Annotated in this window: 18 protein-coding genes; 9 read left to right on the top strand and 9 right to left on the bottom strand. The window is 35.0% G+C overall.

The genetic code is table 11. The features are described 5' to 3' along the window. The first annotated feature begins 14 nt into the window (after positions 1-14). Positions 15-428, top strand: a complete 414-nt coding sequence (locus tag Q4500_RS10920; protein WP_299325168.1) for a hypothetical protein — start codon at positions 15-17, stop codon at positions 426-428. Positions 429-500: 72 nt separating this feature from the next. Here the strand turns inward: Q4500_RS10920 and Q4500_RS10915 are convergent, their stop codons facing one another. From Q4500_RS10915 to Q4500_RS10905, 3 genes are all read right to left on the bottom strand, one after another. After that, positions 501-1793, bottom strand: a complete 1293-nt coding sequence (locus Q4500_RS10915; RefSeq protein ID WP_303599699.1) for an amidohydrolase family protein — start codon at positions 1791-1793, stop codon at positions 501-503. A 38-nt stretch (positions 1794-1831) separates the two neighbouring features. Further along, positions 1832-4786 (bottom strand): amidohydrolase family protein, encoded by a 2955-nt coding sequence (locus Q4500_RS10910; protein ID WP_303599698.1) that lies wholly within the window; start codon positions 4784-4786, stop codon positions 1832-1834. Between the two features lie 174 nt (positions 4787-4960). After that, complete coding sequence (locus tag Q4500_RS10905) at positions 4961-6028, bottom strand: DUF3810 domain-containing protein (protein WP_303599697.1); 1068 nt, start codon at positions 6026-6028, stop codon at positions 4961-4963. Positions 6029-6096: 68 nt separating this feature from the next. On the opposite strand from Q4500_RS10905, the gene Q4500_RS10900 reads away from it, so the two are divergent. After that, positions 6097-7542 (top strand): aminoacyl-histidine dipeptidase, encoded by a 1446-nt coding sequence (locus Q4500_RS10900; protein ID WP_303599696.1) that lies wholly within the window; start codon positions 6097-6099, stop codon positions 7540-7542. Between the two features lie 62 nt (positions 7543-7604). Here Q4500_RS10900 and Q4500_RS10895 read toward each other — a convergent pair whose 3' ends face one another. The 3 genes from Q4500_RS10895 to Q4500_RS10885 are packed head-to-tail and all read right to left on the bottom strand — an operon-like array spanning position 7605 to position 10319. Further along, entirely contained in the window at positions 7605-8744 is a 1140-nt protein-coding gene (locus Q4500_RS10895) for a peptidylprolyl isomerase (RefSeq protein WP_303599695.1), read from the bottom strand. A gap of 10 nt (positions 8745-8754) precedes the next feature. Continuing rightward, a complete protein-coding gene (gene gldI / locus Q4500_RS10890; RefSeq protein WP_299325162.1) occupies positions 8755-9306 on the bottom strand; it encodes a gliding motility-associated peptidyl-prolyl isomerase GldI in 552 nt (183 codons plus the stop codon). Then, positions 9303-10319, bottom strand: a complete 1017-nt coding sequence (locus Q4500_RS10885; RefSeq protein WP_303599694.1) for a bifunctional oligoribonuclease/PAP phosphatase NrnA — start codon at positions 10317-10319, stop codon at positions 9303-9305. The genes gldI and Q4500_RS10885 overlap by 4 nt, the downstream gene beginning before the upstream one ends. A 75-nt stretch (positions 10320-10394) precedes the next feature. Between Q4500_RS10885 and Q4500_RS10880 the strand changes: the two genes are divergently transcribed. Next, positions 10395-11423 (top strand): alkaline phosphatase D family protein, encoded by a 1029-nt coding sequence (locus Q4500_RS10880; protein ID WP_303599693.1) that lies wholly within the window; start codon positions 10395-10397, stop codon positions 11421-11423. A gap of 45 nt (positions 11424-11468) precedes the next feature. Then, positions 11469-11888, top strand: coding sequence for a nucleoside-diphosphate kinase (locus tag Q4500_RS10875; protein WP_303599692.1), 420 nt, complete (start codon positions 11469-11471; stop codon positions 11886-11888). Positions 11889-11965: 77 nt separating this feature from the next. Here the strand turns inward: Q4500_RS10875 and Q4500_RS10870 are convergent, their stop codons facing one another. From Q4500_RS10870 to Q4500_RS10860, 3 genes are read right to left on the bottom strand one after another with little or no spacing between them, the layout of a single operon-like run. Then, the gene (locus tag Q4500_RS10870) at positions 11966-12262 is read right to left on the bottom strand and encodes a DUF721 domain-containing protein (protein ID WP_303599691.1); all 297 of its coding nucleotides are present in this window, start codon (positions 12260-12262) and stop codon (positions 11966-11968) included. Further along, positions 12262-12678: a lipocalin family protein gene (locus tag Q4500_RS10865; protein ID WP_303599690.1), complete on the bottom strand. Its 417-nt coding sequence runs from the start codon at positions 12676-12678 to the stop codon at positions 12262-12264. Before Q4500_RS10865 ends, Q4500_RS10870 begins: the two co-directional genes overlap by 1 nt. Before the next feature lie 2 nt (positions 12679-12680). Then, positions 12681-13760, bottom strand: coding sequence for a DNA replication/repair protein RecF (locus Q4500_RS10860; RefSeq protein ID WP_303599689.1), 1080 nt, complete (start codon positions 13758-13760; stop codon positions 12681-12683). Positions 13761-13883: 123 nt separating this feature from the next. On the opposite strand from Q4500_RS10860, the gene Q4500_RS10855 reads away from it, so the two are divergent. The 5 genes from Q4500_RS10855 to Q4500_RS10835 are packed head-to-tail and all read left to right on the top strand — an operon-like array spanning position 13884 to position 18150. Continuing rightward, a complete protein-coding gene (locus tag Q4500_RS10855) occupies positions 13884-14651 on the top strand; it encodes a tol-pal system YbgF family protein (RefSeq protein ID WP_303599688.1) in 768 nt (255 codons plus the stop codon). After that, positions 14651-15133 carry a 6,7-dimethyl-8-ribityllumazine synthase gene (gene ribH, locus Q4500_RS10850; protein ID WP_303599687.1) on the top strand — a complete coding sequence of 161 codons (483 nt, stop codon included), beginning with the start codon at positions 14651-14653 and terminating at the stop codon, positions 15131-15133. The genes Q4500_RS10855 and ribH overlap by 1 nt, the downstream gene beginning before the upstream one ends. Positions 15134-15193: 60 nt before the next feature. After that, positions 15194-15556 carry a riboflavin synthase subunit beta gene (locus Q4500_RS10845; RefSeq protein ID WP_368389752.1) on the top strand — a complete coding sequence of 121 codons (363 nt, stop codon included), beginning with the start codon at positions 15194-15196 and terminating at the stop codon, positions 15554-15556. Further along, positions 15556-17406 (top strand): DNA mismatch repair endonuclease MutL, encoded by a 1851-nt coding sequence (gene mutL, locus Q4500_RS10840; protein ID WP_303599686.1) that lies wholly within the window; start codon positions 15556-15558, stop codon positions 17404-17406. Before Q4500_RS10845 ends, mutL begins: the two co-directional genes overlap by 1 nt. Further along, complete coding sequence (locus Q4500_RS10835; protein WP_299325153.1) at positions 17407-18150, top strand: rhomboid family intramembrane serine protease; 744 nt, start codon at positions 17407-17409, stop codon at positions 18148-18150. It begins immediately after the preceding gene. Positions 18151-18152: the final 2 nt, after the last annotated feature.

Genomic DNA, 18152 nt, shown 5'->3' with positions numbered 1-18152 from the left:
TTAAATTTTTATATATGAATCCTGTTCTAAAGAATATTTTGGCAGTCGTAGCCGGAATTGTTGTTGGTAGCATTGTTAATATGGGAATTATTATGGTCAGTGGTTCTATTATTCCGCCACCAGAAGGCGGGGATATTACAACTATGGAAGGGCTAAAGGCTTCTATGCACTTATTTGAACCTAAACATTTTATTTTTCCGTTTCTTGCCCATGCCTTAGGAACGTTGGTGGGTGCAGTTATAGCAACGAAAATCGCAGCTACAAGAAAAATGACTATGGCATTACTTGTTGGTTTGTTTTTCTTAATTGGTGGAACAGCAAATATTGCAATGCTCGGCGGACCAATGTGGTTTACTGCCTTAGATATTATAGTAGCTTATATGCCTATGGGATATCTAGGATATATGCTTGCTAAAAAAAATAGCTAATTTATTTTAAATCAAAAGAGGCTGTCTACAATTGTAGACAGCCTCTTTTGATATATCAACTTATTAAAATCACTATTCTCCTTCGTACTTGCCCATATAGCGTTTCCAAAGCTCAGTTTGGTGTGTTTCTAATGAAACTGTTCTACCATCAATAAAAACATGTGTTAATTGATTTCCTGCCATTTCTAAAGCATCACCTTCCGATATGAAAAGTGTGGCACTTTTGCCATTCTCTAATGTTCCGTAAAGATCATCTATGCCTAAAATCTTGGCAGTATTACCTGTTAATAATTGAACGGCTACTTCTTTGTTCAAACCTTGTTGTGCTGCTTGACCCGCATAGAAAGGTAAATTTCTTGTTTGAAAGTTCACCGCATCTGAATTTTGAATTCCAACCAACAAGCCTGCGTCTACCAATAATTTAGGTAGTTTGTAAGGTAGATCATAATCATCATCATCAAATACAGGTAGGTTGTGTGTGTACTGAACCAAAACAGGAATGTTATTGCTCTTTAAAAACTCAGGAATTTTATAGGCATGATAACCACCAATTAATACGACTTCTTTGGCGCCATTAGACTTTAAAGTGTTGATTGCATCTATGATTTGCTTTTCATCATCTGCATGAACATATAGTTTTTGACTACCATCAAATACACCTTTCATTGCCGCGTAAGCCGGATTCACTTCTTTCGGAGTGGATTTGCCATAAGCTGCTGCATTGTTGAAAAATGTAACTACTGCTTCTGTTTGTTTTGCGTAATCTTTATTTGGGTGATATCCTGGGTCTTCACCAGCCCACCAGCGACCTTGCTTGAAAGTACTTGGCCAGTTTAAATGAATTCCGTCATCTACTTTAATAGCGGCATCTTCCCAGTTCCAAGCATCAAATTGTACAATACTTGATGTACCTGAAATACGACCACCTGAAGGGGCAACTTGTCCGATCAAAACTCCGTTCGGGCGCATGCTTTCTACTACTTTAGATTCTGCATTGTAGGCTATTAAACTTCTTACATGCGGAATGAAATCTCCTATTTCATCTTCATCTTTAGATGCTCTTACTGCATCGATTTCAACTAGACCTAATGTTTTAGCAGGGGCGATGAAACCTGGGTAAACGTGTTTTCCGGTAGCATCGATTACTTTACCCTTTCTAGCAATTCTCATTTTTGAATCACCCACGAAAGTGATTTTACCGTCTTCGAACATAATCAAAGAACTTTCAATTACTTCCCCGTTACCCAAATGTGCAGTGGCACCTTCAATGGTAATGGCTTCGGTTTGTTTAGAACCGGGTGTTTGTTGTGCCATAGTTGGTATGACCAGACCTAAGGCTATGATTAAGGTTATGAATTTTTTCATTTGTATTGTTTTATATTTTTGAACTATAGCTTATTGAATTAAAGACTTTCGCAAGTGAAATCTCTTTTTACACTTTGTTTCGGACCTTGTGTCTTTTTACCGCCACTTTTTTCTTTAAGCATCATCGTAACCAACTCGTTTCTTTCTTTCTTAATGGTTTCACGGTTCTTCTTGTCGGTTTCCAAATCGAAATAAGTAACACCTTCAATCATCGTTTTTTCTGCTTTGGAGTATATTGAAAGCGGACTACCAGACCATAGAACTAAATCGGCATCTTTACCTTCTTTAATACTACCCACGCGATTTTCTAAATGTAAAAGTTTAGCAGGATTTATGGTTACCATTTTCCAAGCTTCTAGTTCCGTCATGCCACCATACTTGATAGTTTTGGCAGCTTCTTGATTTAATCTTCTGATCATTTCGCGGTCATCACTATTAATTGCTGTAACAACGCCTTGCTTTTGCATGATAGCTGCATTATAAGGTATAGCATCGTTTACCTCAAACTTATATGCCCACCAGTCGCTAAATGTACCAGCGCCAACACCATGTTTAGCCATTTTATCGGCTACTTTATAACCTTCTAAAATGTGGGTGAACGTATTAATTCTGAAACCGAAATGCTCGGCTACTTTCATCATCATATTAATCTCGCTTTGTACATAAGAGTGGCAAGAAATAAAACGCTCTCCGTTGATAATCTCGGCTAATACTTCCATTTCTTCATCATATCTATATGATTCACCATTTTTCTTTTTGGTGTCATATTCCTTAGCTCTTTGAAAATAGTTCATGTACATCTGTTCAACACCCATACGTGTTTGCGGAAAACGAGAGAAGCTTCCCCAGTTACTTTGTTTTACATTTTCACCAAGGGCGAATTTGATGAACTTAGGCGAGTTGTCATAAATTAATCCGTCTGCTTCTTCTCCCCATTTTAATTTTAAAATAGCCGATCGACCACCAATTGGGTTTGCAGAACCATGTAGTAATTGAAGTGATGTAACACCGCCAGCAAGAGATCTGTAAATACCCATGTGTTCTGGGTCTACAACATCTTCCATTTTTACCTCTGCAGAACTATTTTGACCTGCTTCGTTTACGGCTAAAGCTGCAATGTGACTATGTTCATCAATAATACCAGCAGTTAAATGTTTACCTGTAGCGTCGACTACTGTTGCACCACCAGCGTTTAAGTCTTTTCCTATTTTAGCAATCTTTCCATTTTTAACAAGAACATCGGTATTTTCTAAAACACCAGCATCTTCACTTGTCCATACCGTAGCATTTTTGAACAATGTGTTTTGTGCTTTTGGTTTTGATGCGAATCCGTATCCTACATTGGGGAAAGTTACTGGCATTACTTTTATCGCTTCTGCGGTTTTGCTTTTCTCTGCTTCTTTTTCTGTGAAAGATTTAGATTTGGTTGCCGTGAATTGAGATTCAGTACCATCTGGTAAAACCAAACGACCTGATAAATTGTCTGATGCTTTAGTAACTGCACCAATCATTCTAAATGTTTTTTCACCTTTATCTGTAACAAATGACATAGTTACCCAATTGTCATTATATGCTATTTTAGAAGACAACTTTGAGGTGTCTTGTTTTACCTCAATTTTAGGTTTAGAGATTTCTCCTGTTATAGAAACATCATAAGATTTTCCTTGAACGGTTAAATTGTAGTCTCCGCGAATGTCTTTAGAGTCCATTGAATTTACAACACTTTTTGTACCCTGAACCCAGTTTTCGTAAAGCGTAGTAGATTTGTCAAAGACATCTCCTGATGTGATTAAGAAGTTGGCAAGAGTTCCTGTTTTTAAGGAACCAATTTCATTTGATTTTCCTAAAATTTGAGCAGGTACTGTAGTCAATGCTTCTAAAGCCTTTGTAGATGAAAGACCGTATTCAATGGCTTTCATTAGCTTTTCTTTGAAGTTTGCAGCTGATTTTAGATCATGTGTAGTAAGAGAGAATTGAATTCCGTTATCAGCCAAAACTTTAGGATTTGATGGAGCCTGGTTCCAATAACGCATATCTTGTAAAGAAACATAACCAACAGCATACGGATTAGAAACATCATACGCATCTGGAAAATTAAGCGGTAGAATGTATTTGGCATTCGTAGCCTTTATTTCTTCAATACGTTCAAACTCATTACCGCCACCTAGTATGGTGTACTGTATTCCGTTAGTATCTCCAATTTTATCGGCACGTAAATCATGAGATTTATCTTTAGCTTCGAAAATTTGAACTAAGTTCTTATTATTGTTCAATGCTTCTAATGATAAATCTGTAGTAGAGGCATTGCCTTTACCGTACCAGTCGGCATCGCTATACATTTGTCTCAACAGCGCCAATGTTCCCATTAATGAACCTGGGTAAGATTGCCCTTTGGCAATACTTCTGCTTAAAGAAAAATATTGCGCAGAGCGGTCATCTAAAATTCTATTCGCATTAGTTCCGTTTCCGTTTAAAGCAATAAGAACACCAGTACCTCTGGCAATACCATCTTGAATGTGAGAGTTAACGACACCGAAACCAGCTTCACGAAGTATTTTGGCTTCCTTGTCATCATAAGTAAATTTTTCAATTGCTTTGTTTTCTGGCATTATATGGTCGTTCCAGTAATAGCCTTCTCTTGATGGTTTATATTGGGTAGATCTGCCTCTACCTGGTTTTTTCTTAGCCTGTTCTACGCCAAATTTAGAATACACATCTATAAAAGAAGGATAAATAGATTTGCCTTCTACATCAATTACAACAGCATTTTTTGGAATGCTAACAGAGTTTGAAGCACTTACGACTTTGCCGTGTTGAATTAATAATGTTCCCTTTTCAATTACTTGTGTAGGGGTTACGAAGATTTTTGCATTTGTAAAAGCCGTGTAGTTGTTATTGTTGACTTTTACCCCAGCATTTTCTGGGAAATAATCTTGTGCAGTTAAAAATGAGCCATACCCGAGTAGGCATAGCGCAAAGAATAGTTTTTTCATTACGTTTGGTTTGAATTAGTGTTTTAAAAATACTCGGATTCTACAGTAAATTCGGTCTGTTTCACTTTTCTTTAACAGTTGAATAGGCAGTAATTGAGAATAGCCATTATTTTCTTAAAATATTAAAGGAAAGACTAATATATTGCTTTAGGATCGCGAAGTTCTAATCCTATTTTAAAGTTGATGATCTTTGTGATAAGCGACTAAAAAGAGTACTACGGCACTATAACTTTTAATTCCCTCTTTTTGGTTATTAGCTTTTAAGAACGTATCAAAAATAGATTTAAATACGGGTTCCATAGGGTTTTCATAAGAGTTCCAAAAAATAGCCATTTCTTGAAAATTACTTTTAACCCCAGCGTTTAATTGAAGCATTAATCTGTCGAAATCTTCTTTATCCGATCGTCTAATATCATTTAAGCAATACCCTAAACCGTAGGCATAAGCTGCATATTTAAAATATTCATCTTCGTTATTAGAAGTAACCAGATAACCTATAAAGTTTGTTTCGTTTTCTGCAGAATACCCCAACTGGTGACCAATTTCATGACCGGCAACAAAAGGGAATCTAAAGTTGGGCAGTAGGTCATTTACTTGAGCTTCGTTCGTAAACGGGTTTAAATATCCGGCGTAGCCCATATATGTTAAACCTGTACTAAATAACGATGTTTTTATACTTGGTCTATCGTAAGCTAAAAATGGATGTATCGTTTTTAAATGGTCGTAACCTTGAATTGTTTTATTGAAAATCTCCTTTTTAGAATATGGAATATTGACTGCTAAACTTGAGTCATTTGTGATAGTTACTTGTGTTTCGTTTGTTTTTTGAATTAACCGTTCTGTAAATTCAAGTAGGTCTTGATAATCTTTATTTGGTACTAATTCTAATTTTTCAGCTAATGGTTCTCTATAATAATTCATGCCCCACATAACATGAAATGTGAAATAAGCTACGGAGAGTACCATGGCTACATTCTGTAAAAATAGAAGTTTATGACACCAAATGTATTTTCGATTTTTAATAATAAAAACAAGTGCCAATAGAATTAAAACGAAGTAAATAATATCACCTACTGAAAAGGGTATCCATCCCAATAGGAGCCTAAAGAATTTTGAAATTACTGGGTATAATCCGTTACTGTAGTATTGTTCAACTAAGTCTGTACGCGTACCTAGCCATTTTACAATGATGATTTGGGGAATCAATGAAATTACAATGGCATTCTTAAATGATATCTTCATTATCTCAAAAATAGCGAAATCCTTTTTCTATCAGTATTTTTGCAGGCACTAACCATGAAAATAATAGTATGGATATAAATAAATTAGAGCCAATCTCAGTTTGGAACAATTTTTCAAGGTTGAACGCGGTACCTAGACCTTCTAAAAAAGAGGAAAGGGTCATTAGCTTTATGTTGGAGTTTGGCAATGCCCTTGGTTTAGAAACTTTCTCTGATGAAATAGGTAATGTTATCATAAGAAAACCTGCTACAAAAGGCATGGAAGATAAAAAGATGATAACGCTGCAGAGTCATTTAGATATGGTACATCAAAAAAATGCAGATACTGTTTTTGATTTTGATACCCAAGGTATAGAAATGTATGTTGACGAAGATTGGGTAAAGGCAAACGGAACAACATTAGGGGCTGATAATGGTATGGGAGTAGCTGCAATTATGGCGCTTTTAGAAAGTACAGATATACAGCATCCTGCTCTTGAAGCTTTATTTACAATTGATGAAGAAACTGGAATGACTGGAGCTTTTGAATTGAAAGCAGGAGTTTTGCAAGGTGAAATTCTTTTGAATCTAGATACGGAGGAAGATGACGAAATTGATATAGGTTGTGCGGGTGGTATTGATGTTACGGCAACTAGAACCTATAATGAAAAAGATGGTACCCATGGTGATGCCGGTATAGAGTTAACGGTTAAAGGTTTAAAAGGTGGTCATAGTGGTATGGATATTCATAAAGGGTTGGGTAATGCCAATAAGATTATGAATCGATTACTTTATTTAGGACTTGATTATAATGTTCGTATTAGTTCTTTGAACGGTGGCAGTTTAAGAAATGCGATACCTAGAGAAAGTGTTTGTAAAATAAATGTGGGTAGAAAACATGCCGATAAATTCTTAAAAAAAGTCAATAAGCTTTCTGAAGCTATTAAAGCAGAGTTGAGTGTTCAGGAGCCTAATTTGCAAATAGAACTGATTGACATAAAGCCTGCTAAAAAAGTAATGGGGCTTGGTGCTCAAGAAAAATTGGTTAAAGCAGTTTATGCAGCACATAATGGAGTTTATGCCATGAGTGGTGCTATAGATGATTTAGTAGAGACGTCAAATAATATAGCAATTGTAAAAGTTGAAAAGGGAGAAATAACTATTGGTTGTTTGACACGGTCATCAGTAGATACTGCAAAATTAGATTTAGCAAATTCTTTGCGTTCTGCTTTTGAGATAAGTGGTTTTGATGTAGAACTTAGTGGTTCTTACCCAGGTTGGAATCCGAATCCGAATTCTGAGATTTTAACGATTGCAAAGAATGCTTATGTAAATCTGTTTAAAGAAGAGCCAAGGGTTGTTGCTTGTCATGCAGGTTTGGAATGTGGTATTTTAGGACAGAATTATCCTGATGTGGATATGGTAAGTTTCGGACCAACAATTTTAGGGGCACACTCACCAGATGAGCGTGTAAGTATTTTATCTGTTCAGAAATTCTGGAGTTTGCTTCTAGAAGTTTTGAAGAATACGAATTAGAATTATAGGTATAAAAAAAAAGCCCTTTAGTGAAAACTAAAGGGCTTTTTTATTTGTTATTTTTATTGGGTTATTCCCGTAATTTCTAAATCAAATACTAAATCTGCATCTGGTGGAATTGGACCGCCACCTTGTGGTCCATATCCTAAATGAGAAGGGATGAACAAACGAACTTTATCACCAACTTTCATTGTTAAAAGTCCTTCTCTAAATCCTGCGATTAAACGAGATTCAGGAGAATAGTCCATTGGTACTGGCATATAACCACCACCTTGCTGTCTCTTAATATCGAACATACCATATTTTTGAGCAATTTCTTCGTAGTTACTATCGAATAACGTACCGTCCATTAAATAACCAGCGTACATTACATTAACTTTCTGACCAACCTTTGGTTTTTCACCACTACCACTTTCTAAGGTTAAAACTTTAAGACCAGAAGGTAAAGACTGAGCTTTTGCTTTTTGAGCTTCGGTAGAAGAAGCAAACTCCGCTTTTATTTTTTGAACTTCAGCTAATTTTTCAGCTTTTTCTTTTTCAATGGCAGCAAGTCTATCTTCTTCACCATCAAAATAATCTGTCATAATTTGAACAGCATCAAACTTACGTGCTTCTTTTCCGTTTCTAATGATTTCTACAGTATTCATTAAAACTGGTTCTACCGGCTTATTGCCAGCACCTACTGCAACATTTGCAATAGAATCAACAACATCCATACCTTCTACAACCTCACCGAAAACGGTGTGCTTTTTGTTTAACCAAGGTGTCTCTTTATGTGTGATGAAAAACTGGCTACCGTTAGTTGTTGGGCCAGAGTTTGCCATTGAAAGAATACCTTTTTTATCATGTACTAATGAATCATTGAATTCATCCATGAACTTGTAACCTGGGTTTCCTGTTCCTTGACCTAATGGATCACCACCTTGAATCATGAAATCTTTCATAATTCTGTGAAATGTTAGTCCGTCATAATATTTTTTGCCTTTGTATTCTTCGCTAACAAAAGTATTTGTTCCTTCTGCTAAAGAAATAAAGTTAGCAACTGTAACAGGAGTTTTATCTTGTTCTAGACGAACTATAATATCGCCTTTAGATGTTTTGATGTCGGCAAACAAACCGTCTCCTAAATCGGCTCTTTTGCCGGTTTTGCAGCTAGCTAAAACTAAGGTTATAACTGCAAGCAAGTACATTTTTTTAATCATAATGGTCATTTTAATTTACTGTGTTGTCTTGTTGTTTTTCTATTTGTAAAATTGTAATTGTAGATTTTATAGGCACATTGCTTCCTATTTTATTTTCATCGCCATGGTAACCAAAGGCAATCGATGATGGAAAAAGAAATGTAGCGCGCTCATTTTCCTTTAACATTTTAACAGCATCCCTAAGACCTAAGAATAACTCTTGCTTATCAACTTTGTAGGTAACAACACCAATTTCTTCTTTTGAGTAGATAGTGTCGTTGTCCAGAGTTAATATATCATAGCTGAATGCTACTAAATCGCCTGTTTTAGGTTTATAGTCACCTTCTTCATTAACTGTTAAGTAATGATACCATGATCCAGAATTACTGTGCGAATAATGTTTTAAAGAATCTAACTTAATAATTTCTTGAATTTTATTTTCTTCGGCTTCAAGTAGTTTTCGGCTTCGCTCTATGGACGCCTTAAAGAAACTACCGCTTTTTGTTTGGATCGGTTTTCTGGGTTCAGGTCCATCACAGGCTATTACCAATATGACTAAAAATAGAAATGAAACTAATCTCATGATTGTAATTGATTCTTATATAAAGGTAGTAACGAAGTAAATTTTGAAATGGTTTCTTCTAAATTATCATCACTTTTTCCACCTGCAGCATTTGTATGTCCGCCGCCGCTAAAATGTTTTCTTGCGAAATCATTTACCGAAAACTCTCCAACTGATCTAAAAGATATTTTATAAATACCTTCTTCTTTATTTTCAATGAATATGACGGCAAATTTAATACCATCTAAAGTTAAGCCGTAGTTTACAAAACCTTCGGTGTCTCCTTTTTGATAGTTATAGGTGTCTAATTCGTCTTGACTCATTGTAATATATGCCGTAGAATATTCTTCTAATATGACCATATTCTTTAATGCGCAACCTAATAAATGTAATCTACTAGGAGAATTAGTGTCATAAATGCGGTGATGAATTTCTGTTCCTTCAGCACCTTTATCCATAAGGTCGGCAATAACTCTATGCGTATTACTTGTAGTAGCAGCAAACTTGAAAGAACCTGTGTCTGTCATAATACCAGTATATATGCAATTAGCCATTTCTGGAGTAATACTGTTCTCATCACATAATTGATTGATTAGTACATATACCATTTCGCAAGTAGAACTCATTTTTACATCTGAGTACATGATCTTGGCATAATCCGATGGCTCTTGGTGATGGTCTACCATTACAAAAGTTGCCTTTGCAGATTCTAGTATTTCGCTCATTTGACCAACACGACCAAGGTGGTTAAAGTCTAAAGTGAATATAATATCAGCCTTATTAATGCATGATTTGGATTTTGAATTTTCTTTTTCAAAATTCAAAATTTTATCTGAGCCTGGCATCCATTTTAAAAACTTCGGATAGTCGTTTGGTGCAACAATACTAGCTGTATGACCGGTATTAACCAGATAATGCCAAAGTGCCAATGTTGATCCAATAGCATCTCCATCAGGATTCTTATGTGGGATAATGGCTATTTTCTTTGGTGAAGAAAGTAGCTTTTTAAGCTCGTTTAGGTGCTCTAAATTCATGGCGGCAAAGATACAATTTAATAATATAGGCTTTAAAGCGAAAGCCTTAATTTTACCCAGACTTAACTATCTCATATGAAAATTACATACTTTTTTATTTGCGCGCTTCTTTTAGCGTCATGTTCGTCAAACAAAAAACAAGTTGATAATAAAGCTACAAACAGCGATTTTGTTTTAGCTTTTGGTTCTTGCAATAGAATTGATTTACCTAATCTTTTGTGGGATGATATTTTAAATACCAAGCCAGATGTATGGGTGTGGGGCGGCGATAATATTTATGCCGATACCGATGATATGGTTGCTTTGAGAGCGATGTATAATAAGCAGAAGGAGCAAACGGAATATAAAAAGCTAGTAGAAAGTACGGATATATTGGGTACTTGGGATGATCATGATTATGGTCTAAATGATGGCGGAGTAGAATTTGAAGCCAAAGATGCCAGTCAGCAAGAGTTTTTGAATTTTATGAATGTTCCAGATGATAGTCCGCTAAGAAAACGTAAAGGGGTTTATAATTCTAAGAAATATGAAGTAAATGGTCATTCTATTAATTTTATCATACTTGATACACGTTATTTTAGAACAAAATTGACGCCTGATACTGAAACCTCTAAAAGAGTTAAACCAAATGCATATGGCGACGGTACTATGTTAGGTGACGTGCAGTGGGCATGGTTAGAAAATGAACTGAATACATCAAAATCTGATTTTAATATTATTGTAAGCAGTGTTCAATACCTGTCTGATGAACACGGATTTGAAGCTTGGGGTAATTTTCCGCATGAGGTTGATAAACTTGCAACAGTTATTGCTGATTCGAATGCGGACGGGGTAATTGTATTATCTGGTGATCGTCATATTTCTGAATTTTCAAAAACTACTATCGATGGAATGAGTTATCCGGTAATAGATTTTACGAGTAGCGGACTAACACATGCTTACAGAGGATTTACTGGTGAGCCTAATAAATATAGAGTAGGGGAAGTTGTTTTTACAGAAAGTTTCGGAATTTTAGAGTTTGATTTTGACGCCAAAAAGGTTGATTTTAAAATAGTTGGAGATAACGGAATAGTGTTAGAGAAATTAGAACAAGTCTACGAATAGTTGTGAGATATGTGGAAAAACGTATTTTTGCGCAAAAATTAAGATATGAGTACGAATAGAACGTTTACAATGATTAAACCAGATGCTGTTAAAAACGGACATATTGGGGCTATTTTAGAAAAAATTACTGCTGCTGGTTTTAAAATCGTAGCAATGAAATATACACAATTGAGCTTAAGAGATGCACAAGAATTTTATGGTGTACATAGCGAGCGTCCTTTCTTTGGTGAATTAGTTGAATTCATGACAAGCGGTACAATTGTAGCAGCTATCTTAGAAAAAGAAAATGCTGTTGAAGATTTTAGAGCATTGATCGGTGCTACCAACCCTGCAGATGCAGCTGAAGGTACTATTCGTAAAATGTTTGCTACTAGTATTGGTGAGAATGCAGTACATGGTTCTGATAGTGATGAGAATGCAGCTATTGAAGGTTCATTCCATTTTTCTGGCAGAGAAATTTACTAAGTAAGATTGTTAGAGATAAAAAAAGCCAGTTCGAAAGAACTGGCTTTTTTTATATAGTATTTTCCAACAACTAACGGCTATCTAAGTACTAATTTTTTTACGACTTCTTTTCCAATTTCTTCATTGAGCATGCGAATTATTTTCGATTTTCCCAAGCTTAACTCTTCACGTAATACAGAAGAACTTAAAGCCACGTAAAGGGTGCCGAACTTTAATTCAATTTCAGTAGTATAATTATTTACACCATTACCCATAAGTTTAGCCCATGCAGTTCTTGCATCTACTTTATCTATTCCTTTTTCTAATTTATTTTTCTGAATAAATGCAGAAAGTGCATCTTTCATTGAAGTATTATCGTTGCCTCTGCTTGCCATTATGGGGTTATATTTATAGGTTCAAATCTGTTATATTGGTAGGTAAGTCCTTCTTTGTTTTTTACCGAGAAACTATCTTCTGTTAGTTTAGTCAAAACCTCTTTCCAACTATTCGAATTATTGGTGTAATTCATAAAAATAGAATCGTTCGATATGCTAATATGAAAAGGCTCTGCATCATTAGACGTTTCAAATGTGCCATTGAATTTTGGGACTACTTTTTTTCGAAATCCTGTTAAAGAGTCTAGTTTTATATAGTCTACCGTACTATTTATGGAATACTCTTTTTTTGCTCCGTCTTTAAAGGTAACTTCTTTTATTTCCCAATAGCCATTTAATAGGTGTAATTGATTTTTGTCAACTTTAGAGCTACATGAAGCAAGAATTAGGAAGCAAATAATCAGTAATTTTTTCATCACTACAATTTAAAGATTTTATATGATTGATGAATTTTTTTAACAACACTTTCAGTTCTATCTGCATGGGTGTCACTAATAAAAATTTGTCCGAAATTCTCATCATTTACTAGAGTTATAATATGAGATACACGATGCTCATCCAACTTATCAAAAATATCATCTAAAATTAATATTGGCGTAGTGCCACTTTGCGATTTCATAAAATGAAATTGAGCGAATTTTAAGGCTATCAAAAAAGATTTTTGCTGCCCCTGACTACCAAATTTCTTTATAGGGTGATTGCTAATTTCAAAGCTAAGGTCATCTTTATGAACACCAACGCTGGTATATTGTAGCGCGCGGTCTTTATCTAAATTTTTATTTAAAAGCGTAATCAGGTCATAATCTTTCAATTTACTATCGTAAGAAAGGGAAACATCTTCTGTGTTGCCTGTGATAGATTTATATTGTTCTTGAAAAATAGGAATAAAAGCTTCTAAGAATGATGTTCTCTTTTTAAATATTTCGGTGCCATAGGTGTTCATCTGTTCGTTATAGACCGCTAAAGTGTCTTTGTTAAATGTTCTGTTGGCTGCGAAATACTTTAAAAGTGCATTTCTCTGAGAAACTACCTTATTATAGTTGATAAGGTTTTGTAAATAGCTTTTGTCTGATTGAGAGATAACACCATCAATGAATTTTCTACGAGTATCACTACCTTCTATAATAAGGTCTCTATCTGCTGGGGAAATTATTACTAAGGGTAGAAGACCTATATGGTCGGCAAAGCGGTCATATGCTTTTCCGTTACGTTTAATGATTTTCTTGTTATTCTTTTTAAGACTACATACAATTTTTTCTTCTCTATCTTCTTTTTCAAAAGTACCGTCAATCACAAAAAAATCTGATCCGTGACGAATGTTTTGAGATGATACCGGGTTAAAATAACTCTTGCCAAATGACAAATGATAGATAGCGTCAAGAATGTTTGTTTTTCCAATTCCGTTATCACCTACAATACAATTTATTTTAGCATCGAAAGTCAGTTCTTTTGACTCAAAATTTTTGTAATTAATCAATGATAATTGTCTCAGAAGCATTAATAAAATCGGATTTTAAATTTGGAAGAATCTATACTCGCTTAAAATATCCAAAAATAACGAATAAATACACTTTGCGATTTCAATAAAACCATTATTTTTGCGCGACCAATAAATTTACAGATGGCAACATATAAGAAAAGAGGATATAAACCTGAAACGAAAGCTGAACAGCAAGAATTTGACGAACAGGAAAGCACAACGGCTGAGGTTTTTAGTTCATTAGATGAAGGCGCTTCTAGATCAGAAGAGTGGGTTTCTAAGAATCAGAATTTCATTTTAGGTGCCATAGGTGTTATTGCTATTAGTGTTTTAGGCTATTTAGCTTATGACCAATTCGTAGAGAAACCAAAAGAGGCTAGTGCAGCAAATGAGATGTACTACCCACAACAATATTTCGACCAAGCATTGGTTGCTACAACTGCAAAAGATTCATTGTTTACGTTGGCATTAGAAGGCGCTGAAGGTAAATATGGTTTTTTAGATATTATTGAAGAATACAATGGTACCAAAGCTGCTAACCTTGCAAATTATAGTGCAGGTATGGCATACTTGAATATGAACAACTACCAAGAAGCTATTACATATTTAGAGGATTTTAGCTCTGAAGATGCTGTTTTGGGTGCTTTGGCAAAAGGTGGTTTAGGTGATGCTTTTATGCAATTAGACCAAGCTTCAGATGCATTAAGTTATTATGAAGCTGCTGTAAAGCATAGTGGTAACGAATATACTGCTCCTAAATTTTTATATAAAGCAGGTGTTACTGCTTTAGAAATGGGAGATAAGGATAAAGCTTTAGGTTTTTTTCAGAAAATAAAAGACGAGTTTCCAAAATCAGAAAACGCCAATTCTATAGATGCTTTTATAGGTATGGCTAAAAGTGGTGAGTAATGGCTACAGTAAATAAAAATTTATCGATTTACGATAAGGCAACAATCCCAAACGCGAACGGACTTCGGTTTGGGATTGTTGTTTCTGAATGGAATTCAGAAATAACAGAGGGTTTGTATTCAGGAGCAATTGAAGCATTAATTGATTGTGGAGCGGACGAATCTGATATTATAAGATGGAACGTTCCTGGTAGTTTTGAACTTACTTTTGGTTCAAAAAAAATGATTAATAGCCATAAGGTTGATGCCGTAATTGCTATTGGTAGTGTAATACAAGGGGAGACCAAACATTTTGATTTTGTTTGTGATGCTACGGCTCAAGGTATTAAAGACTTAAATATCACTACAAATGTGCCTGTTATATTTTGTGTTCTTACAGATAATAACATGCAACAAGCCATAGATCGTAGTGGTGGTAAGCATGGTAATAAAGGTACTGAAGCCGCTATTGCTGCTATTAAAATGGCAGTTTTAGGTAGTTAGTAGTCTTTTTTATAGCTCTATTTTCTTATAAGTTTAAGTGTATTAGATTAGTATCGTAAGATGTTAACAAATTTTGGCATTGGTAACATGCCCTATTTTTCTATTTTAAGTAACTTTGAGGTTATGGGGATGTTGAGCAAAATAACGCGGTTACGAAAAAATAGGTCATTTGAATACAATCCTAGGTATTATGATGGCAAAGGAAAAGGGAATCCGTTTAAAATGGAACCTAAATTCGACCAATTTCGTAGTACGTTAAATACATCTCGAGGATTAAAAAGAAAGATTAATAGTGCTATAGAAGATACCAAAAGACAAGGAGATCGCAATTTAAAAATTAGAATGGTAATTATTATTGCGGTATTGCTTCTTATTTTTCTTTACATAATCGATTTTGACCTCACAATTTTCTTTACCTTATAATGGCAGATATTATTAGATTATTACCTGACCATGTAGCAAACCAAATCGCTGCGGGTGAAGTGGTGCAACGCCCATCTTCTGTGGTAAAAGAATTAATGGAGAATGCCATTGATGCCGGTGCTACTGAAATTCAACTTATCATAAAAGATGGTGGTAAAACACTAATTCAAGTAGTTGATAACGGTAAGGGAATGAGCGGTACAGATGCTCGTTTAAGCTTTGAGCGCCATGCAACATCTAAAATTCAAAAGGCAGAAGATCTTTTCAATTTAAATACCAAGGGTTTTAGAGGAGAGGCACTAGCCTCTATTGCTGCAATTGCACATGTAGAAATGCTTACCAAAACTGAAGATGACGAGATTGGTACTAAAATTAAAATTGAAGGCAGTAAAATAGTAACCCAAGATGTTGTTGTTGCCCCAAAGGGAACTTCAATGTTAGTTAAGAATCTGTTTTTTAATATTCCTGCTAGACGTAATTTTTTAAAATCTGATCAAGTCGAATATCGACATATAGCAGATGAGTTTCATAGAATCTCATTAGCGCATCCGCAAGTAGCATTTAACTTTTATAATAACGGTAGCGATGTATTTCAGTTACCAAGTACCGATTTTAGAAAACGTATTGTACATATTTTTGGTAGAAAGACCGATGAGAAGCTTGTGCCCGTTGAAGAGGAAACTCATGTAGTAAAAATTTCAGGGTATATTCAAAAACCTGAGTTCGCTAAAAAGAGTAGGGGAGAGCAATTTTTCTTTGCCAATAATAGGTTTATTAAGAGTCCGTATTTGCATCATGCCATATTGGGTGCTTTTGAAGGATTAATTCGTCCGGGTACACATCCGGGTTATTTTTTGAATTTAGAGGTTGATCCCGGTACTATTGATATAAACATACACCCAACGAAAACGGAAGTGAAGTTTGACGACGAGCATACATTGTATGCAATGCTTAAATCTACGGTAAAGCATAGTCTAGGGCAATTTAATGTTGTGCCTGCGCTAGACTTTGAACAAGATCAAAATTTAGATACTCCGTATTCCTATAAAAATAAACAGGTGGGTATACCTCAAGTTGTGGTAGATTCTTCTTTTAACCCTTTTGAAACTGTGCAACCGTCTAAAGGAAATTTTGGAGGTGGTAGCTATTCAAAACCAAAAGTTGACGGTTGGGAGAATTTATATGTAGGTTTAGAGAATACAGTTGATAACGGGGCAAGCCATTTAGAATTTGAGTCAGAGGTTGTAAATAGTAGTATTTTTGATGATGAAAGAGAAGTTTTTGATCATACGACCACTACTTTTCAAATGCGTAAAAAGTATATTATTACGACTATAAAATCTGGTATGGTAGTAATTAATCAAAGTAGGGCGCACCAACGCGTGCTATACGAGAATTTCTTAAAGAACATTACTATAAAAGAAGCTGTAAGTCAACAATTACTTTTTCCATTGACTTTATCTTTTTCTACTAGTGAAATAAATATCTTAAAAGAGATAAAAGAGAATTTATGTACTGTCGGTTTTGTATTCGGAGAAATAACTGAAGACGGAGTAGAGATTTCTGGTGTACCTGTGTTAGTTGTAGAAAGCGAAGTGCAAATGATAATGGAACAACTGATTTCAGATTTTCAACAAGAAGTACCTGGAGATAGTTTTTCTCAAAGTGATATGTTGGCGAAAACATTAGCTAAAACCCTCTCGGTTAAAACAGGGGAAACTTTAGACGAGTTGTCTCAAGTGAAATTAGTTAATGATCTATTCGCTTGTAAGGAAACCACTTTGAGTCCGTTTAACAAAAAAGTTTACATTACGATTACAGAGAATGATATTGAACGAAAATTTATATAAATGGGAAGAATTACAGATACTATAAAACATTTACTGATTATCAATGTTCTGTTTTTTATCGCTACACAAATGTATGGCGAGCAAATGTACGAGTGGTTCTCGTTATATTTCCCAAAGAATGAACACTTTGAACTATGGCAGATTATAACACATATGTTCATGCATGGTGGCTTTATGCATATACTTTTTAATATGTATGCATTATGGGCTTTCGGTACACCTTTAGAGCGTATGTGGGGCAGAAATAAGTTTTTGTTTTTCTATATCTCAGCGGGTTTAGGTGCAGCTTTAATTCATATAGGTGTTAACTATTACTACTATAATGCCGGCATGAGTGCTCTGATAGATTCTGGAATTTCTGAAAGTAGTATTCTAGAGATTATTAATAGTGGGCAGTATAATACGGAGTGGTATAGCATTGCAGGGAAAGCAACTATCGATAACTTTTTAGGTGCTTTCAATACTCCAGTTGTGGGTGCATCAGGTGCTATTTATGGTATTTTGGTAGCATTTGGAATGTCTTATCCTAATAGCGAGTTGTTTCTTATTTTTCTACCTGTTCCTATAAAAGCAAAATTCTTTATTCCTGTTTTAATTGGCTTGGATTTGTTCTCCGGCGTAACTGGGTACAGTTTGTTTGGACAAGGTATAGCGCATTTTGCACACGTTGGTGGAGCTTTATTTGGTTTCTTAATGATGTGGTATTGGAAAAAAAATCAGTTTAATGATAAAAGGTGGAACTAAGA

This window comes from Maribacter sp. 1_MG-2023, assembly GCF_030547005.1.
Taxonomy (GTDB): Bacteria; Bacteroidota; Bacteroidia; order Flavobacteriales; family Flavobacteriaceae; genus Maribacter.
Note: the sequence above shows the minus strand (reverse complement) of the source record. Positions and strands in the feature narration are given on the sequence as shown.

Excerpts from the sequence above, each read along its gene's own strand:
- Q4500_RS10920 (WP_299325168.1), top strand. The coding sequence starts at position 15 with ATGAATCCTGTTCTAAAGAATATTTTGGCAGTCGTAGCCGGAATTGTT.
- Q4500_RS10915 (WP_303599699.1), bottom strand. The coding sequence starts at position 1,793 with ATGAAAAAATTCATAACCTTAATCATAGCCTTAGGTCTGGTCATACCA.
- Q4500_RS10910 (WP_303599698.1), bottom strand. The coding sequence starts at position 4,786 with ATGAAAAAACTATTCTTTGCGCTATGCCTACTCGGGTATGGCTCATTT.
- Q4500_RS10905 (WP_303599697.1), bottom strand. The coding sequence starts at position 6,028 with ATGAAGATATCATTTAAGAATGCCATTGTAATTTCATTGATTCCCCAA.
- Q4500_RS10900 (WP_303599696.1), top strand. The coding sequence starts at position 6,097 with ATGGATATAAATAAATTAGAGCCAATCTCAGTTTGGAACAATTTTTCA.
- Q4500_RS10895 (WP_303599695.1), bottom strand. The coding sequence starts at position 8,744 with ATGATTAAAAAAATGTACTTGCTTGCAGTTATAACCTTAGTTTTAGCT.
- gldI (WP_299325162.1), bottom strand. The coding sequence starts at position 9,306 with ATGAGATTAGTTTCATTTCTATTTTTAGTCATATTGGTAATAGCCTGT.
- Q4500_RS10885 (WP_303599694.1), bottom strand. The coding sequence starts at position 10,319 with ATGAATTTAGAGCACCTAAACGAGCTTAAAAAGCTACTTTCTTCACCA.
- Q4500_RS10880 (WP_303599693.1), top strand. The coding sequence starts at position 10,395 with ATGAAAATTACATACTTTTTTATTTGCGCGCTTCTTTTAGCGTCATGT.
- Q4500_RS10875 (WP_303599692.1), top strand. The coding sequence starts at position 11,469 with ATGAGTACGAATAGAACGTTTACAATGATTAAACCAGATGCTGTTAAA.
- Q4500_RS10870 (WP_303599691.1), bottom strand. The coding sequence starts at position 12,262 with ATGGCAAGCAGAGGCAACGATAATACTTCAATGAAAGATGCACTTTCT.
- Q4500_RS10865 (WP_303599690.1), bottom strand. The coding sequence starts at position 12,678 with ATGAAAAAATTACTGATTATTTGCTTCCTAATTCTTGCTTCATGTAGC.
- Q4500_RS10860 (WP_303599689.1), bottom strand. The coding sequence starts at position 13,760 with ATGCTTCTGAGACAATTATCATTGATTAATTACAAAAATTTTGAGTCA.
- Q4500_RS10855 (WP_303599688.1), top strand. The coding sequence starts at position 13,884 with ATGGCAACATATAAGAAAAGAGGATATAAACCTGAAACGAAAGCTGAA.
- ribH (WP_303599687.1), top strand. The coding sequence starts at position 14,651 with ATGGCTACAGTAAATAAAAATTTATCGATTTACGATAAGGCAACAATC.
- Q4500_RS10845 (WP_368389752.1), top strand. The coding sequence starts at position 15,194 with ATGTTAACAAATTTTGGCATTGGTAACATGCCCTATTTTTCTATTTTA.
- mutL (WP_303599686.1), top strand. The coding sequence starts at position 15,556 with ATGGCAGATATTATTAGATTATTACCTGACCATGTAGCAAACCAAATC.
- Q4500_RS10835 (WP_299325153.1), top strand. The coding sequence starts at position 17,407 with ATGGGAAGAATTACAGATACTATAAAACATTTACTGATTATCAATGTT.